We start from the raw sequence: 25,230 nt of genomic DNA on the forward strand, positions 1-25,230 counted from the left end.
CTGAACGCCCCGCGTTAGCCCGCCTGTTCCGCTGGCGCGGCCAGCAGCGCCTCGAACTGCACGGCCGGCATGGGTCGCGCGAACAGGTAGCCTTGTCCTTCCTCGCACTGCTTGGCGCGCAGGAAGTCGCGCTGCGCCGCCGTCTCCACCCCTTCGGCCACCACGCTCAGGCCCAGTGAATGGGCCAGCGCGATGGTGGCCGCCACGATCACCGCGTCGTTCGGGTCGCTCTCGATATCCTTGACGAAGCCGCGGTCGATCTTGATGCGGTCGATCTCGAACAGCTTCAGGTAGCTGAGCGAGGAATAGCCGGTGCCGAAGTCGTCGATGGCCACCTTGCAGCCGCGCGCGCGCAGCTCGCGCAGCAGCTTGCGGCTGCGCTCGGGGTCCTGCATGGCGGCCGATTCCGTGATCTCCAGTTCCAGCAGCGCCGGGTCCAGGCCGTGCTCGGCCAGCAGCCGGTCCAGTTGCGGCAGCAGGCCGGCGCCGTGGCACTGGCGCGCCGACAGGTTGACGGCCAGCCGCAGGTGGCCCAGCCCGCGTGCGCGCCAGCTGGCCAGCAGCGTGGCCGCCTGCTGCAGCACCCACTCGCCCAGCGGCAGGATCAGGCCCGATTCCTCGGCGATGGGGATGAAGCGGTCCGGCCCTACCAGGCCCAGTTCCGGATGGTGCCAGCGCAGCAGCGCCTCGGCGCCGATGATGGCCTGGTCGGCCAGCCGCACCTGCGGTTGCAGATACAGTTCGAATTCATGCTGCTCCAGGGCCAGCCACAGCCGGTTCTCCAGCATCAGCCGCTCGTGGGTGGCGACGTTCATGGCGGCCGAGAAGAACTGGAAGTTGCCCCGGCCCTGGCTCTTGGCCGCGTACATGGCCGTGTCGGCGTGGCGCAGCAGGGTGCCGGCGTCGGTGCCGTCGCCGGGGAACATGGCCACCCCCACGCTGGCGCCGCTGTGCACGCTCTTGCCGCCGAGCTGGTAGGGCGCGCCCAGCGCTTCGACGATGCGCACGGCGATCGCGCTGGCTTCGTCCGGGGTCACGTTGCCGGAGGTGACGACGATGAATTCGTCGCCGCCGAGGCGGGCGATGGTGTCCACTTCGCGCAGCAGTTCCTGCAGCCGCTGGGCTACGGCTTGCAGCAGCAGGTCGCCGGTCTGGTGGCCGTGGGTGTCGTTGATCTTCTTGAAGTGGTCGAGGTCGATGAACAGCACAGCCGCCGTGCCGTTGGCGCGCCGGGTCTGGGCCAGCAACTGTTCCAGCCGCAGGTTCAGCGACAGCCGGTTGTCCAGTCCCGTCAGCGGATCGTGGTGGGCCAGCCGGTGGATGCGTTCCTGGGAGCGGTGCTGCTCGGTCAGGTCGTGCAGGATGGCCACGAACAGGTGCTCGTCGGGCAGTTCCACTTCGCTCACCGAAACGGCCAGCGGGAAGCTCTGGCCGTCGCTGCGGGTGCCCGTCAGCGTGTGCGCGTGGCTGTCGCTGGCGGCGATGCGGCGCAGCAGGGCGGCGGCGGCCGGTTCGTGCGCAGCGCCATCGTCGTGCGGCAGCAGCCGCGCCAGCGGCAGGCCCGGCATCTGTTCCGGCAGGTAGCCGAACAGGCGTCCGGCCGCGGCGTTGGCCGACATCAGGCGGCCATCGCCGCCGATGGTGAGGATGGCGTCGGCCGCCTTGTCGAGGATCGCTTGCAGCCGCGCCTCGCGCTCGCGCAGGCGCGCCGTGCTGTCCTTGACCTGGGCCTGGATGCGGGCCCGTTCGCCGCTGATGAGCAGCATCAGCGCTCCCAGCAGCCCGGTCAGCACCAGGCCGCAGGTGAGCACGATCCAGCTTTGCCAGCCGCGCTGGGCCCGCAGGTAACTGTCGGTGGGCGCCAGGGTGAGCCGGAAGATGCGGCCGCCGAAGTGCAGCTGGCGCTGGAAGTCGCCGGCCTGCACCGGGCGGCCCAGGCCGTCGCGCACCACGCGCAGCGGGCCGTCGTCGTCCGTGTCCTCGAAGCGCAGCAGGAAGGCGGGGAAGTCGATCTGGTGCAGCGCGTGGTCGAGGTAGGCGTCCATCTGCACCCCGATCAGCAGCATGCCCAGCGCCCGGTGGCGGTCGTTGGCGGCGTAGGTCGCCTGCAACAGCAGCATGCCGCGCAGGGCGCCGGCCCGGTGCAGCAGCAGCGGCGCGCTGGCTGTCGGCTGGCCCGACTGCAGGGCCTGTTCCACGGTGCGGGCCCGGGTCGGCTCGGACAGGAAATCGAGCCCCTGGAAGCGGCGGCTGGCGGGCGGTTCGATGAAGGTGGCGGCCATGTAGCGCTCGCGCTGCGCGGCCCGGTGCAACTGGTCGTCCGTGCCCGCTTCGCTCACCATGAAGCCGGGCGCCAGGTGGCGCTGGCCCCACGCCTCGAACGACGGCCGCTGTTCGTCGGTGACCGGCTGCAGCCAGGCCAGCGACAGCAGTTCGGGACGCTGGTCCAGGTAGCCGTTGGCCAGGTTGCTGAAATCGTCGGCGCTGAGCACGCGCTGCGGATCGTTGAGGGCCTTGGCCATGGCGAAGATGAAGCGCTCGTGTTCGCTGAACTGGGCTTGCAGCAGGTCACCCATCTGCTGCGCCTTGAGCCGGAACGCTTGCAATTGCTGGGCCGATTCCCAGCGCGCCGCCTGCAGGTAGATGCCGACAAAGGCGGCCATGGCCAGCAGCAGCGGCAAGCCCACCAGCGCGCGCCGGCGCCACCACAGCGTGCGCGGGCGGCCGAAGGCGATCCACGCCAGCGGCGCGCCGAGCAGCATGCCGATGGTGTCGCCTATCCACCACGTGAGCCAGTCGGCCGGCACTTGCCGCCACGGTTCCATGCCGGCCAGCGCCATGCCCGTCAGGGCCACGCTGCCGCTGACCACGGTGACGATGGGCGCCAGCAGCAGGAAACGGCCCACGTCGCGCCCCGAGCCGAGGCTGGCGTCGATGTAGCGGCGGAACAGACGGCTGCCCAGCAGCGCCTGCAGCATGGCGCCCAGTGCGCCCATCAGCGCACCGGTGACGGTGGTCAGCGTGATGCCTTCAGGACTGAGCCAGGGATGGAACAGGTCCACCGCCAGCGCGCCGGCGGCGATGCCGGGCAACAGGCGCTGGCCGCCGCTGACGCAGGCGGCCAGCGCCAGGCCGGCGGGCAGGAACAGGGGCGAAGCGTAGCTGGGCGGCTGGGCCAGCAACAGGCCGGCGCGCCCCACGGCGAAATACAGCGCGCACAGGGCCAGGTTGGCCAGCAACGGGTGGCGCCAGGGATGCCGGCCGTGGCGGCCGCCGCTACGATCGTTCAACGTGGATGCTCCAGTTGAGGTGGGGAACCCGGTCGATTGTATAAGAAATTTGAAAACCTAAAAACAACACTTGCACATTCGCAGTCGGCCCTATACAATTTCGCCCCGAAGCAGACGAAACAACGCTGCAGCAGGAAATAACTGCTGAAGATGATTGACAAGTCGAAGAAGTTGCTTCATACTCTGCGGTTCCTCGCGGAGGGGTGGCCGAGTGGTTAAAGGCGACAGACTGTAAATCTGTTCTCTATGAGTACGCTGGTTCGAATCCAGCCCCCTCCACCAAGTTGTTGCAGGACGACTGAGTGGCAATGAAGAAGTGAACGAAACCTCGCGGGTGTAGCTCAATGGTAGAGCTGAAGCCTTCCAAGCTTATGACGAGGGTTCGATTCCCTTCACCCGCTCCAGCATGACGCGGCATATATAGTGTGTCGCAACAATAAGCCCTTGTAGCTCAGTGGTAGAGCACTCCCTTGGTAAGGGAGAGGCCACGTGTTCAATCCACGTCAAGGGCACCAGAATTCGCGGTATTCGTAGCAATACGGCAGTATAAGTAGCACTATCAATGACAGTCGGGCGCGAGCCCTGGCAATCACACCAATTCGTTAGGAGTCTAAAATGGCAAAAGAGAAATTCGAGCGGACCAAGCCGCACGTCAACGTCGGCACCATTGGTCACGTTGACCACGGCAAGACCACCCTGACCGCTGCGATCGCAACCGTACTGTCGAAGAAATTCGGCGGCGAAGCTAAAGCCTACGACCAGATCGACGCTGCTCCTGAAGAAAAGGCACGCGGCATCACCATCAACACCGCGCACGTCGAGTACGAAACCGCTACCCGTCACTACGCTCACGTTGACTGCCCAGGCCACGCCGACTACATCAAAAACATGATCACCGGTGCTGCCCAGATGGACGGCGCGATCCTGGTGTGCTCGGCCGCTGACGGCCCAATGCCACAGACCCGCGAGCACATCCTGCTGGCCCGTCAGGTTGGCGTTCCATACATCATCGTGTTCCTGAACAAGTGCGACCTGGTCGACGACGCAGAACTGCTGGAACTGGTCGAAATGGAAGTGCGCGAGCTGCTGTCGAAGTACGAGTTCCCAGGCGACGACCTGCCTATCGTCAAAGGTTCGGCCCGTATGGCGCTGGACGGCGACACTGGCCCACTGGGCGAACAGGCCATCATGCAACTGGCTGAAGCCCTGGATTCCTACATCCCAACGCCAGAGCGCGCTGTGGACGGCGCCTTCCTGATGCCTGTGGAAGACGTGTTCTCGATCTCGGGTCGCGGCACCGTGGTGACCGGCCGTGTTGAGCGTGGCGTGATCAAGGTTGGCGAAGAGATCGAAATCGTCGGCATCAAAGACACCGTCAAGACCACCTGCACCGGCGTGGAAATGTTCCGCAAGCTGCTGGACCAGGGTCAAGCTGGCGACAACGTTGGTCTGCTGCTGCGCGGCACCAAGCGTGAAGACGTGGAGCGTGGCCAGGTTCTGGCCAAGCCAGGTTCGATCAAGCCGCACAACCACTTCACCGGCGAGATCTATGTGCTGTCGAAAGACGAAGGTGGTCGTCACACCCCGTTCTTCAACAACTACCGTCCACAGTTCTACTTCCGTACCACGGACGTGACCGGTTCGATCGAGCTGCCAGCCGATAAAGAAATGGTTATGCCAGGCGACAACGTGTCGATCACCGTCAAGCTGATCAACCCGATCGCAATGGAAGAAGGTCTGCGCTTCGCAATCCGCGAAGGTGGCCGTACCGTCGGCGCCGGCGTGGTTGCAAAAATCATCGCCTAAGGACTGATCCTGACTACCACCTGGGGTGTCCCGGGTGGTATGATAGATCCTTCCTCTTCAAGTTTTACGTAGGGACGTAGCTCAATTGGCAGAGCGTCGGTCTCCAAAACCGAAGGTTGGGGGTTCGATGCCCTCCGTCCCTGCCACCAATTCTGGTGCAGTGGCACCGAAAGTAAAAAATGTCAAATCAATCCGTGCAGACTGTTAGCACGTCGAATGACAAGATCAAGGTGATCGCGGCGATTGTCGTGATGATCGCAGGAGTGGTCGGGTTTTACTACCTGGCAGACAAACCAGCTCTGGTACGCGCAGGCGCACTAGTAGCTGGTTTGGCTTTTGCCGTTTTGATCTTGTGGACTTCGACCACTGGCCGTGACTTCCTCAATTTCGCCAAAGAAGCCGTGCGCGAAACGAAGAAGGTGGTATGGCCGACCCGCCGCGAAGCGGGTCAGATCACAGGCATCGTGTTCGCCTTTGTGCTGATCATGGCGATCTTCCTGTGGGGCACGGACAAGACGCTGGAATTCCTGTTGTACGACGTTATCCTGGGTATTAGAAAATAATGAGCGAAAATGTGCAAGATGAGGTGCCGGGCAGCGTTCCGGCACAAGATGCTGGCGCTGAGCTTAGCACGCCCGTGAGCGTCCCCGTCTCGAACAAGCGCTGGTACGTGGTGCACGCCTATTCCGGCATGGAAAAGAGCGTGCAGCGCGCGCTGATGGAGCGCGTCGAGCGCGCCGGCATGCAAGACCAGTTCGGCCAGATCCTGGTGCCCACCGAAGAAGTGGTGGAAGTCAAGAACGGCCAGAAATCGGTCACCGAACGTCGTTTCTTCCCTGGCTATGTGCTGGTGGAAATGGAAATGACGGATGAAACCTGGCACCTGGTGAAGAACACCAGCAAGGTCACCGGCTTTATCGGCGGCAAGTCGAACAAGCCGACCCCGATCCCGGCCCGCGAAATCGACAAGATCATGCAGCAAATGCAGGAAGGCGTCGAGAAGCCCCGTCCCAAAGTGCTGTACGAAGTGGGCGAGCAGGTGCGTATCAAGGATGGTCCGTTCACTGACTTCAACGGCAACGTCGAAGAAGTCAACTACGAGAAATCCAAGGTGCGTGTCTCCGTCACCATCTTCGGCCGCGCCACCCCCGTCGAACTCGAGTTCGGCCAGGTCGAAAAAGTCTAAGCGCCCACCGGAGCGCGGCAGTCCAGCGAATCCGGTAACTAAGAGGAGCCCCGCCACGGCAAGCGATTGCCACGCGGGGCGCTACTACTCAATCCAACGATAGGAGCCATCATGGCAAAGAAAATCATTGGTTTTATCAAGCTGCAAGTGCCAGCTGGTAAAGCAAACCCATCCCCACCGATCGGCCCAGCGCTGGGTCAGCGCGGTCTGAACATCATGGAATTCTGCAAGGCGTTCAACGCCCAGACCCAAGGTATGGAACCAGGCATGCCGATCCCCGTCGTGATCACCGCCTTCGCCGACAAGTCCTTCACCTTCGTGATGAAGACGCCACCCGCGACCTACCTGATCAAGAAGCACTCGGGTGTCACCAAGGGTTCGCCGAAGCCGCACACTGACAAAGTGGGCAAACTGACCCGCGCTCAAGCGGAAGAAATCGCTAAACTGAAGACCCCGGACCTGACCGCCGCCGACATGGACGCCGCTGTGCGCACCATCGCTGGTTCCGCTCGTTCGATGGGCATCACGGTGGAGGGCCTGTAATCATGGCAAAACTGTCCAAGCGCGTTAAAGCAATCAAAGCCAAGGTCGACCGCACCAAGGCCTACCCATTCGACAACGCCGTCGCCCTGATCAAGGAACTGGCCACCGCCAAGTTCAATGAATCGATCGACGTGGCCGTGCAACTGGGCGTGGATCCTAAGAAATCCGACCAGGTGGTCCGTGGTTCCGTCGTGCTGCCAGCCGGCACCGGCAAAACCGTTCGCGTGGCCGTGTTCGCCTCGGGCGAAAAGGCTGAAGCTGCCAAGGCAGCCGGCGCCGACGTCGTTGGTATGGAAGACCTGGCCGAGCGCGTCAAAGCCGGCGACATGCCTTTCGACATCGTCATCGCTTCGCCTGACACCATGCGTATCGTCGGTACCCTGGGCCAGATCCTGGGCCCACGCGGCCTGATGCCTAACCCGAAGGTTGGCACCGTGACCCCTGACGTCGCCACCGCCGTGAAGAACGCCAAGGCCGGCCAGGTGCAGTACCGTACCGACAAGTCCGGTATCATCCACGCCACCATCGGCCGCAAGTCGTTCACCGACGCCGACCTGAAGAGCAACCTGGTTGCCCTGATCGACGCGCTGAACAAGGCCAAGCCAGCCACCAGCAAGGGCGTGTACCTGCGCAAAGTGGCGATCTCGTCGACCATGGGCGCTGGCGTCCGTGTTGACCAGGCTTCGCTGGCAGCTTAAGTTTCAAGAATTAAGTCCCCGTGATTCACGGGGCGCATCTTTGGGCTGGCTGTGATATGTGGTTTGTATCACAGCCAGACAATCAAAGACCGTTGGGCCAACCGTGATCGCATATGCGGGAGGATAAGCAGCAAACCGGGCAACCGGGGCGCGCCCAACGCAGATGGTGTACCCGAGCAAGTTTTGTAGTCCATGCTGCGTGAATTCATCCGCTCAGTTCTGTACTTCTTAACGTCGGACGCCGTGTTCGAACCGATGCGAGGTCCCTGGCCATAGGGTCAGGTCCACCGAACATCATTTAAGGAGGTTGACCGTGGGTCTCAATCTGAATGACAAAAAGGCCGTCGTCGCCGAAGTTTCCGCAAAAGTAGCAACTGCGCAAACCATCGTCGTGGCCGAATATCGTGGCATCCAGGTTGCTCACTTGACGCAACTTCGTGCTAAAGCGCGCGCTCAAGGCGTGTACCTGCGAGTGTTGAAAAACACCCTCGCTCGTCGCTCCGTCGAAGGCACGCAGTTCGCCAACCTGGCCGATCAAATGACCGGTCCGCTGATCTACTCGATCTCGGACGACGCCGTTGCCGCAGCTAAAGTCATCAACGACTTCGCTAAAACCAACGACAAACTGGTCATCAAGGCAGGTAACTACGCAGGCAAGCAGCTGGATCAAGCTGCCGTCGCCGCGCTGGCGAGCATTCCTAGCCGTGAAGTCCTCATCTCGCAGCTGTTGGGCGTTATGCTGGCTCCGGTGTCGGGCTTTGCACGTGGTCTGGCCGCTCTGGCGGCGAAGAAATCGGAAGGCGCTCCCGCGGAAGCGGAAGCCGCAGCGTAAGCTGGCCGGTTTTTTCTCAAGTACCAACCGATGTATTAACGAATCAACAAATTATTGGAGTTTCAAATGGCAATTAGCAAAGACGACATCCTGAACGCAGTGAGCGAAATGTCCGTGATGGACCTGAACGAACTGGTCAAAGCTTTCGAAGAGAAGTTCGGCGTTTCGGCCGCTGCAATGGCTGCTCCTGCAGCTGGCGGCGCAGCCGGCGGCGCAGCTGCTGCTGAAGAGCAAACCGAGTTCAACCTGGTTCTGTCCGAAGTGGGCGCGAACAAAGTGGGCGTGATTAAAGCCGTGCGCGAAATCACCGGCCTGGGCCTGAAGGAAGCCAAAGACCTGGTCGACGGCGCACCGAAGACCGTGAAAGAAGCTCTGTCGAAAGCTGACGCTGAAGCCGCTAAGAAGAAGCTGGAAGAAGCTGGCGCCAAGGCCGACCTGAAGTAATACTGTAGTACGGCGGCTAGTTAGCTTAGCGCCACGAGCCAAAGCTGCGGATTCCCCCCTGCGAAGGGGGTAATCCGGCTTTGGCTCCTTTGTCGTCTTTGTCGTATTTGTAGCGTTTTTACTACGCTACGGAAGTACGCAGTTCATTGAATCAGCTGGAAATGGTAGAGCCTTGAGGTTTCGTCTGTGTGACACGCAGCCGACGCTGCTGAATACAAGCAAAACCTGAACTTTCTATCCTTTCTGTCACTCACGGAGTGTCCATGCACTACTCATTTACTGAGAAGAAACGCATTCGCAAATCATTCGCGAAGCGCGCCAACGTTCACCACGTTCCGTTCCTGCTGGCTACCCAGCTCGAGTCCTACCACAGCTTCCTGCAAGAGGATGTCGCCCCATCCGCGCGCAAGAACGACGGCCTGCAGTCGGCCTTCACCTCCATCTTCCCGATCGTGTCGCACAATGGTTTCGCGCGCCTCGAGTTCCTGTCGTACGTGCTGGGCGACCCCGCCTTCGACGTCAAGGAATGCCAGCTGCGCGGCCTGACGTTCGCCTCGCCGCTGCGCGCCAAGGTGCGCCTGGTGATCCTGGACAAGGAATCGCCGACCAAGCCTGTGGTCAAGGAAATGAAGGAACAGGAAGTCTACATGGGCGAACTGCCCCTGATGACCACCACCGGCTCGTTCGTGATCAATGGTACCGAGCGCGTGATCGTTTCTCAGCTGCACCGCTCCCCTGGCGTGTTCTTCGAGCACGACCGTGGCAAGACCCACTCGTCGGGCAAGCTGCTGTTCTCGGCCCGCATCATTCCTTACCGCGGCTCGTGGCTGGACTTCGAGTTCGACCCGAAAGACATCCTGTTCTTCCGCGTCGACCGCCGCCGCAAGATGCCCGTGACCATCCTGCTGAAAGCGATCGGCATGTCGCACGAGCAGATCCTGGCCAACTTCTTCGTGTTCGACAACTTCAACCTGCGCTCGGAAGGCGCCGAGATGGAGTTCGTGGCCGAGCGCCTGCGTGGCGAAGTGGCCCGTTTCGACATCGTCGACAAGTCCGGCAAGACCCTGGTGCTGAAGGACAAGCGTATCAACGCGCGCCACGTGCGCGACATCGAAGCGGCCGGCATCAAGCACATCTCCGTGCCTGAAGATTACCTGCTGGGCCGCGTGCTGGCCAAGAACATCGTCGATCCGGAAACGGGCGAAGTGGTGGCCAACGCCAACGATGAGCTGACCGAAGACGTGCTGGGCCGCCTGCGCGAAGCCAACATCAGCGCCATCCAGACCCTGTACACGAACGACCTGGACCAGGGCGCCTACATCTCGCAGACCCTGCGCATCGACGACACGGCCGACCAGATGGCCGCCCGCGTGGCGATCTACCGCATGATGCGTCCTGGCGAACCGCCAACGGAAGATTCGGTGGAAGCCCTGTTCAACGGCCTGTTCTACAGCGCCGACCGTTACGACCTGTCGGCCGTGGGCCGCATGAAGTTCAACCGCCGCATCGGCCGCGATGAACTGACCGGCGCCATGACGCTGTCGAACGAAGACGTGCTGGCCGTGATCAAGATCCTCGTCGAGCTGCGCAATGGCCGCGGCGAAGTGGACGATATCGACCACCTGGGCAACCGCCGCGTGCGTTGCGTGGGCGAGCTGGCCGAGAACCAGTTCCGCGCCGGCCTGGTGCGCGTCGAGCGCGCCGTCAAGGAACGCCTGGGCCAGGCCGAGGCGGACAACCTGATGCCGCACGACCTGATCAACTCCAAGCCGATCTCGGCCGCCATCCGCGAGTTCTTCGGTTCGTCGCAGCTGTCGCAGTTCATGGACCAGACCAACCCGCTGTCGGAAATCACCCACAAGCGCCGCGTCTCGGCCCTGGGCCCTGGCGGTCTGACCCGCGAACGCGCCGGCTTCGAGGTGCGCGACGTGCACCCGACCCACTACGGCCGCGTGTGCCCGATCGAAACGCCTGAAGGCCCGAACATCGGTCTGATCAACTCGCTGGCACTGTACGCCCGCCTGAACGAATACGGCTTCCTGGAAACCCCATACCGCAAGGTGGTGGACTCCAAGATCACCGACCAGATCGACTACCTGTCGGCCATCGAAGAAGGCCGCTACATCATCGCCCAGGCCAACGCCACCATCGACGATGACGGCAAGCTGTGCGACGAGCTGGTGTCGGCCCGTGAAGCCGGCGAAACCATCCTGGTGTCGCCAGAGCGCATCCAGTACATGGACGTGGCCCCAGGCCAGATCGTGTCCGTGGCAGCGTCGCTGATTCCGTTCCTCGAGCACGATGACGCGAACCGCGCATTGATGGGTGCCAACATGCAACGTCAGGCTGTGCCTTGCCTGCGTCCTGAGAAGGCGCTGGTCGGTACCGGTATCGAGCGCACCGTGGCGGTCGACTCCGGCACCACCGTGCAGGCGCTGCGTGGCGGCGTGGTGGACTACATCGACGCCGGCCGCGTCGTGATTCGCGTCAACGACGACGAAGCGCAAGCGGGCGAAGTGGGTGTGGACATCTACAACCTGATCAAGTACACCCGTTCCAACCAGAACACCAACATCAACCAGCGTCCTATCGTCAAAGTGGGCGACCGTGTGGCCAAGCGCGACGTGATCGCCGACGGCGCATCGACCGACCTGGGCGAGCTGGCACTGGGCCAGAACATGACCGTGGCCTTCATGCCATGGAATGGTCTGAACTTCGAGGACTCGATCCTGATCTCGGAAAACGTCGTCAAGGACGACCGTTACACCTCGATCCACATCGAAGAACTGTCCGTGGTGGCCCGCGACACCAAGCTGGGCGCGGAAGAAATCACGCGCGACATCTCGAACCTGGCGGAAAACCAGCTGGCTCGTCTGGACGAGTCCGGTATCGTCTACATCGGCGCTGAAGTGCAGGCTGGCGACACGCTGGTCGGCAAGGTGACGCCGAAGGGCGAAACCCAGCTGACGCCGGAAGAGAAGCTGCTGCGCGCCATCTTCGGTGAAAAAGCATCGGACGTGAAAGACACCTCGCTGCGCGTGCCTTCGGGCATGGTCGGCACCGTGATCGACGTGCAAGTGTTCACCCGCGAAGGCATCGTGCGCGACAAGCGCGCCCAGCAGATCATCGACGACGAGCTGAAGCGTTTCCGCCTGGACCTGAACGACCAGATGCGTATCGTGGAGGGCGACGCCTTCCAGCGTCTGGAAAAAATGCTGACTGGCCAAGTGGTCAACGGCGGTCCGAAGAAGCTGGCCAAGGGCGCCAAGATCACCAAGGAATACCTGGCCGATCTGGACAAGTACCACTGGTTCGACATCCGTCCGGCCGACGACACGGCCGCCACCGCCCTCGAAGCGATCAAGGAATCGATCAACGAGAAGCGCCACCAGTTCGACCTGGCCTTCGAAGAGAAGCGCAAGAAGCTGACGCAAGGCGACGAGCTGCAGCCTGGCGTGCAGAAGATGGTCAAGGTCTACCTGGCCGTCAAGCGCCGCCTGCAGTCGGGCGACAAGATGGCAGGCCGCCACGGTAACAAGGGTGTGGTCTCGCGTATCGTCCCTGTGGAAGACATGCCGTACATGGCCGACGGCACGCCGGCCGACGTGGTGCTGAACCCGCTGGGCGTTCCTTCGCGTATGAACGTGGGTCAGATTCTCGAGACCCACCTGGGCTGGGCCGCCAAGGGCCTGGGCATCCGTATCGGCGAAATGCTGCAGCAGCAGATCAAGGTCGAAGAGATGCGCAAGTTCCTGGCCACCGTCTACAACGAGAAGGGCCGCGGCGAGGATCTGTCCGAGTTCGACGACGAAGAGATCATGAAGCTGGCGCACAACCTGAAGAAGGGTGTGCCGTTCGCAACGCCGGTGTTCGACGGCGCGCACGAATCGGAAATCCGCCGCATGCTGGACCTGGCGTACCCGGACGACATCGCCGCCAAGCTGGGCATGACGCCTTCGAAGAACCAGGTCACCATGTACGACGGCCGCACCGGCGAAGCGTTCGAGCGCAAGGTCACCGTGGGCGTGATGCACATGCTGAAACTGCACCACTTGGTCGACGACAAGATGCACGCCCGTTCCACCGGTCCATACTCGCTGGTGACGCAGCAGCCGCTGGGCGGTAAAGCCCAGTTCGGTGGCCAGCGCTTCGGTGAGATGGAGGTGTGGGCACTGGAAGCGTACGGCGCCTCGTACGTGCTGCAGGAAATGCTGACCGTGAAGTCCGATGACGTGAACGGCCGTACCAAAGTGTACGAGAACCTGGTCAAGGGCGACCACGTGATCGACGCCGGTATGCCTGAATCGTTCAACGTGCTGGTCAAGGAAATCCGTTCGCTGGGTATCGACATCGACCTCGAACGCAACTGATCGACAGCGTTCCACCTGTCTTTTGGTTTGAGACAGACTAAGCCCGGCGGGGAAACCCGGCCGGGCGATGGTGTCTCAGGTAATACGAAATTTAATCACCTCTGGAGTGATACATGAAAGCACTGCTCGATCTATTCAAGCAAGTACAGACGAACGAGACCTTTGACGCGATCAAGATCGGTCTCGCCTCGCCTGAAAAAATCCGTTCGTGGTCCTACGGCGAAGTCAAGAAGCCGGAAACCATCAACTACCGCACCTTCAAGCCTGAGCGCGACGGTCTGTTCTGCGCGAAAATCTTTGGCCCGATCAAGGACTACGAGTGCCTGTGCGGCAAGTACAAGCGCCTGAAACACCGCGGTGTGATCTGCGAGAAGTGCGGCGTGGAAGTGACGCTGGCCAAGGTGCGCCGTGAGCGCATGGGCCACATCGAGCTGGCTTCGCCTACCGCCCACATCTGGTTCCTGAAGTCGCTGCCTTCGCGCCTCGGCATGGTGCTGGACATGACCTTGCGCGACATCGAGCGCGTGCTGTACTTCGAAGCATACGTCGTGACCGATCCCGGCATGACCCCGCTGAAGAAGTGCCAGATCATGTCGGAAGACGATTACGCCGCCAAGTACGAAGAGTACGGCGACGACTTCACCGCCTTCATGGGCGCCGAAGGTATCCGTGAACTGCTGCGCTCGATCGACATCCACCGCGATGCCGAGACCCTGCGCGTGGAACTGAAGGAATCGAAGTCCGAAGCGAAGATCAAGAAATACGCCAAGCGCCTGAAAGTGCTGGAAGCGTTCCAGCGTTCGGGCATCAAGCCTGAGTGGATGATCATGGAAGTGCTGCCGGTGCTGCCGCCGGAACTGCGCCCCCTGGTGCCACTGGACGGCGGCCGCTTCGCGACCTCCGACCTGAACGACCTGTATCGTCGCGTCATCAACCGTAACAACCGTCTGAAGCGTCTGATGGAGCTGCGTGCGCCAGAGATCATCACGCGCAACGAAAAGCGCATGCTGCAGGAAGCAGTGGACTCGCTGCTGGACAACGGCCGTCGCGGCAAAGCGATGACCGGCGCCAACAAGCGTCCGCTGAAGTCGCTGGCTGAAATGATCAAGGGTAAGGGCGGCCGCTTCCGTCAGAACTTGCTGGGTAAGCGCGTCGACTACTCGGGCCGTTCGGTCATCGTGGTGGGTCCGCAGCTGAAACTGCACCAGTGCGGTCTGCCGAAGCTGATGGCCCTCGAGCTGTTTAAACCATTTATCTTCAACAAGCTCGAACTGATGGGTCTGGCGACCACCATCAAGGCCGCCAAAAAACTGGTTGAGATTCAAGAACCGGTGGTGTGGGACATCCTGGAAGACGTGATCCGCGAACACCCGATCATGCTGAACCGTGCGCCTACGCTGCACCGTCTCGGTATCCAGGCGTTCGAGCCGGTCCTGATCGAAGGCAAGGCCATCCAGCTGCACCCGCTGGTCTGCGCGGCGTTCAACGCCGACTTCGACGGTGACCAGATGGCAGTCCACGTGCCGCTGTCGATCGAAGCGCAGATGGAAGCGCGCACCCTGATGCTGGCGTCGAACAACATCCTGTTCCCATCGAACGGCGAACCGTCGATCGTGCCGTCGCAGGATATCGTGCTGGGTCTGTACTACGCGACCCGCGAGGCGATCAACGCCAAGAACGAAGGTATGCTGTTCCCCGACGTGTCGGAAGTCATCCGTGCCTACGACAACAAGGAAGTGGAACTGACCACCCGTATCACGGTCCGTATCGTCGAGCATCCGAAGGATCACGCGACGGGCGAATTCGTGCGTACCGTGACCCGTTACGAGACGACCGTCGGCCGCGCCATCCTGTCGGAAATCCTGCCGAAGGGCTTGCCGTTCAGCGTGCTGAACCGCGCCCTGAAGAAGAAGGAAATCTCGCGCCTGATCAACACCTCGTTCCGCAAGTGCGGCCTGCGCGCCACCGTCGTGTTCGCCGACCAGCTGATGCAGTCGGGCTTCCGCCTGGCAACGCGCGCCGGTATCTCGATCTGCGTGGACGACATGCTGGTGCCGCCTCAGAAGGTGACCCTGATCTCGACCGCCGAATCGGAAGTCAAGCAGATCGAACAGCAGTACGCTTCCGGTCTGGTGACCGCGGGCGAGCGTTACAACAAGGTGGTCGACATCTGGGGCAAGACCTCGGACGAAGTCGGCAAGGCCATGATGGACCAGCTGAAAGTGGAAGACGTCATCAAGCGTGACGGCACCAAGTCGACCCAGGAATCGTTCAACGCGATTTACATGATGGCCGACTCGGGCGCCCGCGGTTCGGCGGCCCAGATCCGTCAGCTGGCCGGTATGCGCGGTCTGATGGCGAAACCGGACGGTTCGATTATCGAAACCCCGATTACCGCGAACTTCCGCGAAGGTCTGAACGTGTTGCAGTACTTCATCTCGACCCACGGCGCCCGTAAGGGTCTGGCCGATACGGCGCTGAAGACGGCAAACTCCGGTTACCTGACCCGTCGTCTGGTCGACGTGACCCAGGATCTGGTGGTGATCGAGGACGATTGCGGCACTTCCAACGGCACCATCATGAAGGCGATGGTCGAAGGCGGTGAAGTGATCGAAGCGCTGCGCGACCGTATCCTGGGCCGTGTGGTGGTGAACGACGTGGTCAATCCTGAAACCCAGGAAACCCTGTACGAAGCCGGCACGCTGATGGACGAGGACATGGTCGAAGAGATCGAGCGTCTGTCGATCGACGAAGTCAAAGTCCGTACCCCGCTGACCTGCGACACGCGCTACGGCCTGTGCGCCAAGTGCTACGGCCGCGACCTGGGCCGCGGCCTGCTGGTCAACGCCGGCGAAGCCGTTGGTGTGGTGGCGGCGCAGTCGATCGGTGAACCTGGTACCCAGCTGACCATGCGTACCTTCCACATCGGTGGTGCGGCGTCGCGTGCGGCAGTGGCATCGTCGGTGGAAGCGAAGTCGAACGGTACCATCCGCTTCACCTCGACCATGCGTTATGTGACCAACGGCAAGGGTGCGCAGATCGTCATTTCCCGTTCCGGTGAAGTGCTGATCGTCGACGACCACGGCCGTGAGCGCGAGCGCCACAAAGTGCCGTACGGCGCGACCCTGATCGTCAAGGATGGCATGGTCATCAAGGCCGGTACGGCCCTGGCGACCTGGGATCCGCTGACCCGTCCGATCATCACCGAGTACGCCGGTACGGTGCGTTTCGAGAACGTCGAAGAAGGCGTGACCGTGGCCCGCCAGGTGGACGAAGTGACCGGTCTGGCCACGCTGGTGGTGATCGACGCCAAACGTCGCGGTTCGCTGACCAAGACCATGCGTCCGCAGGTGAAACTGCTGAACGACGACGGCAACGAAGTGAAGATCGCCGGCACCGAGCACTCGGTGGCGATCGGCTTCCAGGTCGGCGCGCTGATCATGGTGAAAGATGGCCAGCAAGTGTCCGTCGGTGAAGTGCTGGCACGTATCCCGACCGAATCGCAGAAGACCCGCGATATTACCGGTGGTCTGCCGCGCGTGGCCGAGCTGTTCGAAGCCCGTTCGCCGAAGGATGCCGGTATGCTGGCGGAAGTCACCGGTACCGTGGCCTTCGGTAAGGAAACCAAGGGCAAGCAGCGTCTGGAAATCACGGACATGGACGGCAACAAGCACGAGTTCCTGATCACCAAGGACAAGCAAGTGTTGGTGCACGACGGCCAGGTGGTGAACAAGGGCGAGATGATCGTGGACGGCCCGGCCGATCCGCAAGACATCCTGCGTCTGCTGGGTATCGAAGCGCTGGCTCGTTACATCGTCGACGAAGTGCAGGACGTGTACCGTCTGCAGGGCGTGAAGATCAACGACAAGCACATCGAAGTGATCGTGCGCCAGATGCTGCGCCGCGTGCAGATCACCAACGCCGGCGACACCAACTACATCGTTGGCGAGCAGGTGGAGCGTTCGGAGCTGCTGGAAGAAAACGATCGCGTGATCGCCGAAGGCAAGATCCCTGCGACCTACGAAAACGTGCTGCTGGGTATTACCAAGGCATCGCTGTCGACCGATTCGTTCATCTCGGCCGCATCGTTCCAGGAAACCACCCGCGTGCTGACGGAAGCGGCGATCATGGGCAAGCGCGACGGTCTGCGCGGCCTGAAGGAAAACGTCATCGTTGGTCGTCTGATCCCTGGCGGTACGGGTCTGGCCTTCCACCGCGCACGCAAAGAGAAGGAAGCGTGGGAAGTGGAAGAGCGTCAGGCACTGCTGCTGGCGGAAAAGGCCTCGATGGCCGCCAGCGCCGAAGCGGAATCGACCGAACAGGTCAGCCCGCACAGCGACGAAGCGTAATCGCGCTTCACGGCAAACAGAACGGCACCTTCGGGTGCCGTTTTTTTTCGCCCATGCACTTTGCAAAACAATACCGCGTTGAATTGCACTCAGTAAATTGCACGCAGTATTACAAATGCTTGCGAATGAAACTTTTATTCACTGTATCGTGCGCGCCTCAGCCATTAGGCTAATGGATTCGATATTTGGCCAGCACCGCCGGATGGCCCGGCTGGCCGGGCGTAATCCATCAAAAGGAGTCTTCTTTGTTAGAGCATAAACATACCCAACCCGAGACGGTGATTAAAGTCATCGGCATTGGCGGTGCGGGCGGCAATACGGTGAATCACATGGCGTCCACCGGAGTGGCGTCGTTCGAATTCATTTGCGCGAATACTGATGCGCAGGCGCTGTCGATTGCCCGCGTCGAAAAACGGATACAGCTTGGCGAGAGCGGCCTGGGCGCCGGCAGCGACCCGATTGTCGGCCGCGAAAATGCGCTGCGCGAGCGCACCGTGATCGCCGACGCGCTCAAGGGCGCCAACATGGTGTTCCTCACCGCCGGCATGGGCGGCGGCACCGGCACCGGCGCGGCGCCGGTGGTGGCCGAAGTGGCGCGCGAAATGGGCATTTTGACGGTCGGCGTCGTCTCGAAGCCGTTTGACTTCGAAGGCCCGCGCCGCATGCGGGTGGCGGAGGAGGGCATTGCGATGCTGGCGAAATGCGTCGATTCGCTCGTCATCGTCCTCAACAGCCGCCTGGAGGAAGTGCTGGGCGACGATATCACGCAGAAGCAGGCGTTCGCCGCCGCCGACGAGGTGTTGAGCAAGGCCGTGGCGGGCATCGCGGAAATCATCACCGTGCCCGGCATGATCAACGTCGACTTCGAGGACGTGCGCACGGTCATGCGCCAGACCGGCATCGCGATGATGGGTTCCGCCCAGCACAGCGGGGACGACCGGGCCACCAAGGCGGCCGAGGAAGCCATCGCCTGCCCGCTGCTCGATGGCTCCAACTTGCAGGCCGCGCGTGGCTTGCTCGTCAACATCACCGCCTCCGAGGAAACCCTGAAACTGCGCGAAACCAAACAGGTGATGAACGTGATCTGCGCGCAGGTTGGCGACGACGCCATCATCAAATTCGGCGCCGTCTTCGACGAGACGCTGGGCGACGCCATGCGCGTGACCGTGGTCGCCACCGGCTTGAACCGGCCCAGCGACTTCGCGACCGGTGCGCGGCGCTCGCCGGTGTCGCGCTTGACGCCGGGTGGGCACATGGGGCCGGGTTCCTCCAGCCTGCTGCGGGGCGGTGCGGTGAGGGAGGCGTTGCCACAAGCGATGCTGCGCCAGAGCGCTTCCTAGCCCGCCCGTTTCGCAGGCTGCACATGTGGCAAGGGCGCAATCGCGGTGCATGGATTACATGTCTGTCGTGCCAGAAACTGGTATATCCATGCTAAGATTTGGCGCATGATCGCCCAAGCCCTCTTCACACCCGCCCAGCAAAAGCTGCTGGGATTGCTGTTTGTGCGCGTCAACGACGGTTTCCACCTGAACGAGATCATGCGGCTGACGGGCTTGGGCAGCGCCTCGGCCCAGCGCGAGCTGAAGCGCCTGAACGATGCCGGTCTGATCCTCTCCGAGCGGATCGGCAATGTGCGGCGGTTCAGGCCGAACAAGGAGTCGCCGGTCTACGAGGAATTGAGTAGCCTGGTCAAAAAGAGCTTCGGCCTGGTCAGCGTGCTGCGCGCGGCGCTGGTGCCGCTGCAACGGGTGTTGAATGTCGCATTTGTGTATGGCGCCACCGCCAAAGAGCAGGAAGCGCTGGATACGCCGGTCGAATTGTTATTGATCGGTGATAACACCAGTTACGGCGAATTGTTATCGCGCTTGCCGGTGGCCGAGCGCTTATTACGCCGTAAGATTAATCCCAATCTTTATTCCGTCCCCGATTTCCGCCGCCGCTTGCGCGAGCAGCAAAGTTTTATTATTCAGGTCCTGCGGGATAAGAAATTATTCGTGCTCGGCGATGAAGCCGATTTGGACAAGATAATACTGGGTGATATGGGAATGGAGGCGAACGCGCAATGGCGTCAGTTTCAACATATAAACCCGCCACCTGGTGGATAAATAGCGGCTGGAATAAAAAAACGGGAACGGCGCCCTGGCGGATGCCGTTCCCGTTGCGCAATGAAAACTGATTATTGCGCCTGTTTTTGCGCCTCTTTCTGGCTGGCGATCCAGTTGTCGATCTTCTGTTCCAGCAGGGCCAGCGGCAGCGTGCCGTCGCCCAGCACGGCTTCATGGAACTTCGGCAGGCTGAACTTGTCGCCCAGCGCGGCGGCCGCGCGCTGGCGCAGCTCGACGATCTTCAGCATGCCGATCCGGTAACCGAGCGCCTGCGCCGGCCACGCCATGTAGCGCTCCGTCTCGCTCTTGGCCACTTCATCGTAACCGAGCGTATCGTGCATGTACTGGATGCTTTGTTCGCGCGTCCAGCCCTTGGCGTGCATGCCCGTGTCCACCACCAGGCGCACGGCGCGCAGCAGCGCGTCGTTCAGGTGGCCGAAGTACTGGGCCGGGTCGTCGAACAAGCCCATTTCCTTGCCCAGCGTTTCCGCGTACAGGGCCCAGCCTTCCGTGTAGGCATTGTTGCCGCCGTACTTGCGGAAGTCCGGCAAGTTCAGTTCCTGCATCAGGGCGATGTGGAAGTGGTGGCCGGGCTTGCCTTCGTGCAGGAACAGCGTCGTCATGCCCGTGCTGCCGTACTTGGTCGGGTCGTTGACGACGGACCAGAACACGCCCGGACGGGAACCGTCGCCGGCCGGCGCGGTGTAGTGGTCGGAGGCCGTGGCGCGGCTCAGTTCCGGCTCCAACCGCAGGTCCAGCTTGGCCTTGGGCACCAGCGTGAACAGTTGCGGCAGCTTGGTGTCGAGCACGTCGTTGAGCTTGTGGTAGACGGCCTGGACTTCCTCTTCCGTCTTGAACGGGCGGAACTTGTCCTGCTGCGCCACCCACACGGGCAGGCCGGAAGCGGGGCCGGTATAGCCCAGTTTCGGACCCAGCAGTTCGAACTCATGCTGGATGGTCGCCACTTCACGCAAGCCGATCGCGTGGATTTGCTCGGGGTTGAGCGACGTTGTCGTCTGGTTGGCGACACGGGCCTGGTACCAGGCCATGCCGTCCGGCAGCTTGCCGAGGCCGGTCGTGGTGCGGCAGGCCGGAATGTATTCCTTCTCCAGGAAGGTGGCCAGGCGGGCCAGGGCCGGCATCACCTTGTCGGCGACCGTGCTGCGGTAAGCGGCCGTCAGGCGCTGCTTGTCGGCGTCGGAGAACGTGGCCGGCAGCTTGGTGATGGGCGTGTAATAGATGTTCGTTTCCGGCGTGGCGCTCACCAGTTTCTGGAACTGGGGCAGGGCCGACACCATGATGGCGCGCGGCTGGGTCACGCCCTTGCGCATGCCTTCGCGCATGTTGGCGATGGCCTGATCGATCCAGGCCGGTAGTTGGGACACCCGGCTCAGGTAGGCGTCATATTGCGCCACGGTGCCGATCGGCTGCGATGCCTCGCCGCCCGCATAGTTGGCCAGCATCACGGGCACGCTGTCCATCTGGTTGATCGGCAGCAAGTGCTCGGGGAAGCGCTCCATCGCCAGCAAGCCGTGCAGCTCAAAGGCGAGGATGTCGTAGTTGATGCGGTCGCCGCGGTCCAGCTGCGCGCGCGGGATGGCGGCCAGTTGCTTGCTGTACTGGCGGTACAGCGCGAACTGCTTGGCGCGGTTGGCCGGCGCGATGCTCAGGCCCAGCTGGTCATCGAAGCGGTTGTCGCCGTTTTCTGTCGCGCCGATCGGCTCGAAGCGGGCCGTGGCTTGGTAATAGGTGTCGGCCAGGGCCAGCAATTGCTTGTGGACGGCAGCCGGGGTGGCGGCGGGGATGGCCTGGGTGGCTTGCACGGCCGGGGTAGCGGCGTGGTCGGCGGCATGGCTCAGCGGTGCGCAGGCCAGGGCCACGGCGGCGGCCAGGGGAGCAAGCATGAAGCGGAGGTGTTGCGTCATAGTCGTTTCCTGATCTGAATTGTCGGGGATAGGTCAAAACGGCGCTAAGCATACGCCATCGTGTCCCGCCTGCCCAACAATTTATGGAACGACGCTCAGGCCGCCTCGCGCGCGAAGCGGCTCTCGTAGAGCGCGGCGACCAGGTCCGATTGCGTGACGATGCCGGCAAATCGCTCCTCTTCGTCGACGATAGGGATGTGATGGAAGCCGACATCGGCCATCAGCGGTACCAGATCGACGATGGGCGTGTCCAGCCGCGCCGTGACGGGCTTGCTGCGCATGATCTGGCCCACCACTTCCGCTTTTTCCGTATGGGTCAGGCCGCTGGGGCGCAGGAACTGGCGCAGGCGCTGGCGCACGCCGCGATAGTCGTCGAGACCGCCATGTTCGAGGAAATCACCCTGGGTCACGATGCCGATCACGCGCCGCGCCCGGTTCAGCACGGGCAGCGAGGCCACCTTGTGGCCGCGCATGTCGCGCCAGGCCTGGTCCAGTCCCGTGCCGAACTCGGCCGTGATGACGTCCTTCGACATGATGTCGGCGCAGCTGATGATGCCGAAGCGGCGCTGGTAAGCCCGTTGCTCCGTCTGCAGGAACAGCGCTTCCAGGTCGTCGCGGCTCACGTCCAGCACCTGGTTGTATTCGCGCAGCACGGCGTCCAGGTCTTCCGGCGCGAAGCCCAGGCGCGAGGTGGGCACGGCGTCGGCGGTGGCGTGCGGATGGGGATGCGGGGTCTGCTGCGTGTGCGGGTAGCGGCGTCCGGTCAGGTTGTTGTAGAGCACAGCCGCACTGACCAGCACGACGCAGTTGAACAGCACCGTCACCAGCGGGAAATGGAAACCGGCGCCCAGCACGGCCGGGCCGCCGATCACGGTCGTCAGGGCCACGGCGCCGCCCGGCGGATGCAGGCAGCGCAGTGCGAACATGGCGGCGATGGCCAGGCAGCCGGCCAGCGCGGCCACCGGCACGCTGGCGCCCAGCCAGTGCACGCAGGCTACCCCGACCAGGCCGGAGATGACATTGCCGCCGATCACCGACCACGGCTGGGCCAGCGGGCTGGCCGGCAAGGCGAACAGCAGCACGGCCGAGGCGCCCATCGGGGCCACGAAGAACAGGCTGATGCCGTCGCGGGCCAGGATGACATGGCCGACCAGTCCGGTCAGCAGCAGGCCGGCCGCCGCGCCCGCGCACGCGCGCAGGCGCTCGCTACGGCTGGCCGTGTTGGGGGCAGGCAGCCAACGTTCGAAAAAGGCAAACATATTGTCAGGTGAAAATCGGGGAGTCGGACATTATCCCACGATGCGCCTCAGTGCGCTTCGGTGCGCTCAGCCCGGCAGGCCGTGCGACAACAGCTCCAGCGGCAGGGCCGTGGTGAACTTGATCTGTTCCATCGAAAACGCCGAGGACACCCCGGTCAGTTGTGAAACCTTGATCAACTTCTTGTAAAAGCGGTCATATCCGTCGATATCGCTCGTCACCACCTTGAGCAGGTAGTCCACGTCGCCGCTCATGCGGTGGAACTCCAGCACCTCCGGCAGCGCGATCACGGCGGCCGCGAAGCGCGCCAGCCATTGCTCGTCGTGGTGGCTGGTGCGCACGCTGACGAACACCGTCACCGGCAAACCCACCTTGCGCCGGTTGACGATGGCCACCCGGCTTTCGATATAGCCTTCGTCCTCCAGCCGGCGCACCCGCTTCCAGCAGGGCGTGCTGGACAGGCCGACCTTCTCGCTCAGTTGGGCGATCGATAGCGTGCCGTCGGCCTGCAGCGCGGCCAGGATGGCGTAGTCGTAGCGGTCAAGATGTTCCATGCTGTTTTTGTCGAATAATGAGTATGAACGTTCTAAAAGCAGAGCGATATGCAGTCATTTTAGAACATAATTTCACGCGAGAAAACGTAAGCTATATGGCATGACAGCAACCGCCACGCACGCCACCATGCCCACTGAAATCTACCTCGATGGCAACGCCACCACCTCCGTCCTGCCGGCCGCCATCGCCGCCGCCGTGGACGCCATGGGCCAGCAATTCGGCAACCCCAGCAGCAGCCACAGCGCCGGCCTGCGCGCCCGGGCCGTGCTGGACCGCACCCGCGCCTGCGCCATGCGCGTGCTCGGCGTGGGCGCCGGCCGCCTGATGTTCAACAGCGGCGCCACCGAAGGCATCCAGACGGCCGTGTTGTCGGCCCTGTGCGCGCTGCGCGAACGGCGCGCGCGCGGCGAGGCCACCGGCGAGCTGCTCGTCTACGGCGTCACGGAACACAAGGCCGTGCCTCAGAGCCTGGAACACTGGAACCGCCTGCTGGGCCTGAACCTCACGCTGCACGCCTTGCCCGTCCATGGCGACGGCCGCCACGACCTGGCGGCCCTGCGCGCGCTGGCGCCCCGGGCCGCGCTGGTGTGCACCATGGCCGCCAACAATGAGACGGGCGTCGTGTCCGACCTGGCCGGCATCGAAGCGGTGTTGACGGAGACGGCCACATCCGCCTACTGGCTGGTCGATTGCGTGCAGGCGCTGGGCAAGTTGCCGCTGGCGCTGGCGCACACCCGCATCGACTACGCCCCGTTCTCCGGCCACAAGCTGTACGCGCCCAAGGGCATCGGCATGCTGTACGTGCGCGACGGCGCGCCGTACACGCCGCTGATCATGGGCGGCGGCCAGGAAGCGGGCCTGCGCTCGGGCACGGAAAACATGGCCGGCATTGCCGCGCTGGGCGCCGTGCTGCAAGCGCTGGAGCAGGGCGGCACGTACCGCAGCCACGCCGAATTGGCCACCTTCCGCGACCGCTTGGCCGGCAGCCTGCGCGCGGCCTTGCCCGGCATCGTGTTCAACCATGACTTCGCGGCCTCGCTGCCCACCACGCTCAATTTTTCCGTGCCCGGCATCAGCAGCCGCGCCTTGATGGATGTGTTCGACGCTGCCGGCGTCCGCCTCAGCGCGGGCAGCGCCTGTTCGGCCAAGGTGGCCGCGCCCAGCTACGTGCTGGTGGCGATGGGCGTGCCGGACGAGCGCGCCAGCGGCGCCATCCGCCTGTCGTTCGGCCCGCTGACGGATGAGGCCACCATCACTGCCGCCTGCGCGCGCATCGCCCGCTGTGGCGCGGCCTTGCGCAGCGGTGGCCTGTTGCTACCCGATGGCGTGCCGGCTGGCCGCGACGGGGGCGCAACGCGCAACCTGCCCGGCGTCGTCGCGCGCCTGCTGGAAGGGATCGCGTCGCCGGCGGACGATGGCCTGCGGCTGGCGCCGGCAGCGCTCGGCAGCTTCCTGCAAACCCATCCCGATGCACGCCTGGTCGATGTGCGCGAGCCCAGCGAATGCGCGGCCACGGCCGGTCCCGCGCCCGGTGGACGCGACGCCCTGCGCGTGCCGCTGGGCCAGCTGGACAGCCAGCTCGACCAGTGGCTGCGCGAAGCGGACGTGCCGCTGGTGTTCTATTGCCGCAGCGGTAACCGCAGCCTGCAGGCCGCGCAATGCCTGCGCCAGCTTGGCCATCAGCAAGCGTGGAGCCTGGACGGCGGTTTGGCCCTGGCGTCGCTCGCGCTGGACGCCTGAGCAAGCGTCCCGCCGGCGCGCCTGCGCGCTTGCAAGTCAGCCAGCCGTGCGCCCCTGAATGGTTTATCGGCAGATAATTTTTCCATCGCGTGCGCCACGCCACCGGCCACATTGGAGGGCCGTGCCGTGT

The 25,230-nt window shown here is 63.0% G+C and carries 16 protein-coding genes and 4 tRNA genes; 16 read left to right on the plus strand and 4 right to left on the minus strand.

Going from position 1 to position 25,230, the window contains the following annotated elements; genetic code table 11:
• Nucleotides 1–14: 14 nt before the first annotated feature.
• Nucleotides 15–3,290, minus strand: a complete 3,276-nt coding sequence (locus H3H37_RS09430; RefSeq protein WP_182161781.1) for an EAL domain-containing protein — start codon at nucleotides 3,288–3,290, stop codon at nucleotides 15–17.
• Nucleotides 3,291–3,487: 197 nt separating this feature from the next.
• On the opposite strand from H3H37_RS09430, the gene H3H37_RS09435 reads away from it, so the two are divergent.
• The 15 genes from H3H37_RS09435 (at nucleotide 3,488) to H3H37_RS09505 (ending at nucleotide 19,623) form a co-directional block, all read left to right on the plus strand.
• A tRNA-Tyr gene (locus tag H3H37_RS09435) sits at nucleotides 3,488–3,572 on the plus strand.
• A 48-nt stretch (nucleotides 3,573–3,620) separates the two neighbouring features.
• Nucleotides 3,621–3,694: transfer RNA gene (locus tag H3H37_RS09440), tRNA-Gly, on the plus strand.
• A 36-nt stretch (nucleotides 3,695–3,730) separates the two neighbouring features.
• Nucleotides 3,731–3,805 (plus strand) — tRNA-Thr (locus H3H37_RS09445).
• 100 nt (nucleotides 3,806–3,905) lie between these two features.
• Nucleotides 3,906–5,096, plus strand: coding sequence for an elongation factor Tu (tuf, locus tag H3H37_RS09450; protein ID WP_182161783.1), 1,191 nt, complete (start codon nucleotides 3,906–3,908; stop codon nucleotides 5,094–5,096).
• A gap of 70 nt (nucleotides 5,097–5,166) precedes the next feature.
• Nucleotides 5,167–5,242, plus strand: a tRNA-Trp gene (locus tag H3H37_RS09455).
• Between the two features lie 33 nt (nucleotides 5,243–5,275).
• A complete protein-coding gene (gene secE / locus H3H37_RS09460; RefSeq protein WP_182161785.1) occupies nucleotides 5,276–5,659 on the plus strand; it encodes a preprotein translocase subunit SecE in 384 nt (127 codons plus the stop codon).
• Nucleotides 5,659–6,282 (plus strand): transcription termination/antitermination protein NusG, encoded by a 624-nt coding sequence (gene nusG, locus H3H37_RS09465; RefSeq protein WP_182161787.1) that lies wholly within the window; start codon nucleotides 5,659–5,661, stop codon nucleotides 6,280–6,282. Before secE ends, nusG begins: the two co-directional genes overlap by 1 nt.
• 111 nt (nucleotides 6,283–6,393) lie before the next feature.
• Nucleotides 6,394–6,825 carry a 50S ribosomal protein L11 gene (rplK, locus tag H3H37_RS09470; RefSeq protein WP_093561569.1) on the plus strand — a complete coding sequence of 144 codons (432 nt, stop codon included), beginning with the start codon at nucleotides 6,394–6,396 and terminating at the stop codon, nucleotides 6,823–6,825.
• 2 nt (nucleotides 6,826–6,827) lie between these two features.
• On the plus strand, nucleotides 6,828–7,523 hold the full coding sequence (gene rplA, locus H3H37_RS09475; protein ID WP_182161789.1) for a 50S ribosomal protein L1: 696 nt from the start codon (nucleotides 6,828–6,830) through the stop codon (nucleotides 7,521–7,523).
• A 313-nt stretch (nucleotides 7,524–7,836) separates the two neighbouring features.
• Entirely contained in the window at nucleotides 7,837–8,355 is a 519-nt protein-coding gene (rplJ, locus tag H3H37_RS09480) for a 50S ribosomal protein L10 (protein ID WP_182161791.1), read from the plus strand.
• A gap of 66 nt (nucleotides 8,356–8,421) precedes the next feature.
• Complete coding sequence (gene rplL / locus H3H37_RS09485) at nucleotides 8,422–8,799, plus strand: 50S ribosomal protein L7/L12 (protein ID WP_161035990.1); 378 nt, start codon at nucleotides 8,422–8,424, stop codon at nucleotides 8,797–8,799.
• Between the two features lie 263 nt (nucleotides 8,800–9,062).
• Entirely contained in the window at nucleotides 9,063–13,169 is a 4,107-nt protein-coding gene (rpoB, locus tag H3H37_RS09490) for a DNA-directed RNA polymerase subunit beta (RefSeq protein WP_182161793.1), read from the plus strand.
• A gap of 113 nt (nucleotides 13,170–13,282) precedes the next feature.
• Entirely contained in the window at nucleotides 13,283–17,518 is a 4,236-nt protein-coding gene (gene rpoC / locus H3H37_RS09495) for a DNA-directed RNA polymerase subunit beta' (RefSeq protein WP_182161795.1), read from the plus strand.
• Between the two features lie 245 nt (nucleotides 17,519–17,763).
• Nucleotides 17,764–18,858, plus strand: coding sequence for a cell division protein FtsZ (gene ftsZ, locus H3H37_RS09500; protein WP_182162128.1), 1,095 nt, complete (start codon nucleotides 17,764–17,766; stop codon nucleotides 18,856–18,858).
• Nucleotides 18,859–18,963: 105 nt separating this feature from the next.
• Nucleotides 18,964–19,623, plus strand: a complete 660-nt coding sequence (locus H3H37_RS09505) for a winged helix-turn-helix domain-containing protein (protein ID WP_229218750.1) — start codon at nucleotides 18,964–18,966, stop codon at nucleotides 19,621–19,623.
• Between the two features lie 71 nt (nucleotides 19,624–19,694).
• On the opposite strand, the gene H3H37_RS09510 is transcribed toward H3H37_RS09505, so the two are convergent.
• The 3 genes from H3H37_RS09510 to H3H37_RS09520 all read right to left on the minus strand — a co-directional run bounded on the left by H3H37_RS09510 (nucleotide 19,695) and on the right by H3H37_RS09520 (nucleotide 23,359).
• Entirely contained in the window at nucleotides 19,695–21,548 is a 1,854-nt protein-coding gene (locus tag H3H37_RS09510; protein WP_229218751.1) for a DUF885 domain-containing protein, read from the minus strand.
• 95 nt (nucleotides 21,549–21,643) lie between these two features.
• Nucleotides 21,644–22,807: an HPP family protein gene (locus tag H3H37_RS09515; protein ID WP_182161797.1), complete on the minus strand. Its 1,164-nt coding sequence runs from the start codon at nucleotides 22,805–22,807 to the stop codon at nucleotides 21,644–21,646.
• Nucleotides 22,808–22,873: 66 nt separating this feature from the next.
• Nucleotides 22,874–23,359, minus strand: a complete 486-nt coding sequence (locus tag H3H37_RS09520; RefSeq protein WP_182161799.1) for an Lrp/AsnC family transcriptional regulator — start codon at nucleotides 23,357–23,359, stop codon at nucleotides 22,874–22,876.
• A gap of 127 nt (nucleotides 23,360–23,486) precedes the next feature.
• Here H3H37_RS09520 and H3H37_RS09525 point away from each other — a divergent pair, with 127 nt between their 5' ends.
• Nucleotides 23,487–25,100 (plus strand): aminotransferase class V-fold PLP-dependent enzyme, encoded by a 1,614-nt coding sequence (locus H3H37_RS09525; protein WP_182162132.1) that lies wholly within the window; start codon nucleotides 23,487–23,489, stop codon nucleotides 25,098–25,100.
• Nucleotides 25,101–25,230 lie beyond the last annotated feature (130 nt).

Origin of the sequence: Rugamonas brunnea (genome assembly GCF_014042345.1) — a bacterium.
GTDB classification, from domain to species: domain Bacteria; phylum Pseudomonadota; class Gammaproteobacteria; order Burkholderiales; family Burkholderiaceae_D; genus Rugamonas; species Rugamonas brunnea.

Excerpts from the sequence above, each read along its gene's own strand:
- rpoC (WP_182161795.1), top strand. The coding sequence starts at position 13,283 with ATGAAAGCACTGCTCGATCTATTCAAGCAAGTACAGACGAACGAGACC.
- H3H37_RS09505 (WP_229218750.1), top strand. The coding sequence starts at position 18,964 with ATGATCGCCCAAGCCCTCTTCACACCCGCCCAGCAAAAGCTGCTGGGA.
- H3H37_RS09520 (WP_182161799.1), bottom strand. The coding sequence starts at position 23,359 with ATGGAACATCTTGACCGCTACGACTACGCCATCCTGGCCGCGCTGCAG.
- rplL (WP_161035990.1), top strand. The coding sequence starts at position 8,422 with ATGGCAATTAGCAAAGACGACATCCTGAACGCAGTGAGCGAAATGTCC.
- rpoB (WP_182161793.1), top strand. The coding sequence starts at position 9,063 with ATGCACTACTCATTTACTGAGAAGAAACGCATTCGCAAATCATTCGCG.
- rplA (WP_182161789.1), top strand. The coding sequence starts at position 6,828 with ATGGCAAAACTGTCCAAGCGCGTTAAAGCAATCAAAGCCAAGGTCGAC.
- nusG (WP_182161787.1), top strand. The coding sequence starts at position 5,659 with ATGAGCGAAAATGTGCAAGATGAGGTGCCGGGCAGCGTTCCGGCACAA.
- rplK (WP_093561569.1), top strand. The coding sequence starts at position 6,394 with ATGGCAAAGAAAATCATTGGTTTTATCAAGCTGCAAGTGCCAGCTGGT.
- tuf (WP_182161783.1), top strand. The coding sequence starts at position 3,906 with ATGGCAAAAGAGAAATTCGAGCGGACCAAGCCGCACGTCAACGTCGGC.
- H3H37_RS09525 (WP_182162132.1), top strand. The coding sequence starts at position 23,487 with ATGCCCACTGAAATCTACCTCGATGGCAACGCCACCACCTCCGTCCTG.
- secE (WP_182161785.1), top strand. The coding sequence starts at position 5,276 with ATGTCAAATCAATCCGTGCAGACTGTTAGCACGTCGAATGACAAGATC.
- H3H37_RS09510 (WP_229218751.1), bottom strand. The coding sequence starts at position 21,548 with ATGACGCAACACCTCCGCTTCATGCTTGCTCCCCTGGCCGCCGCCGTG.
- H3H37_RS09515 (WP_182161797.1), bottom strand. The coding sequence starts at position 22,807 with ATGTTTGCCTTTTTCGAACGTTGGCTGCCTGCCCCCAACACGGCCAGC.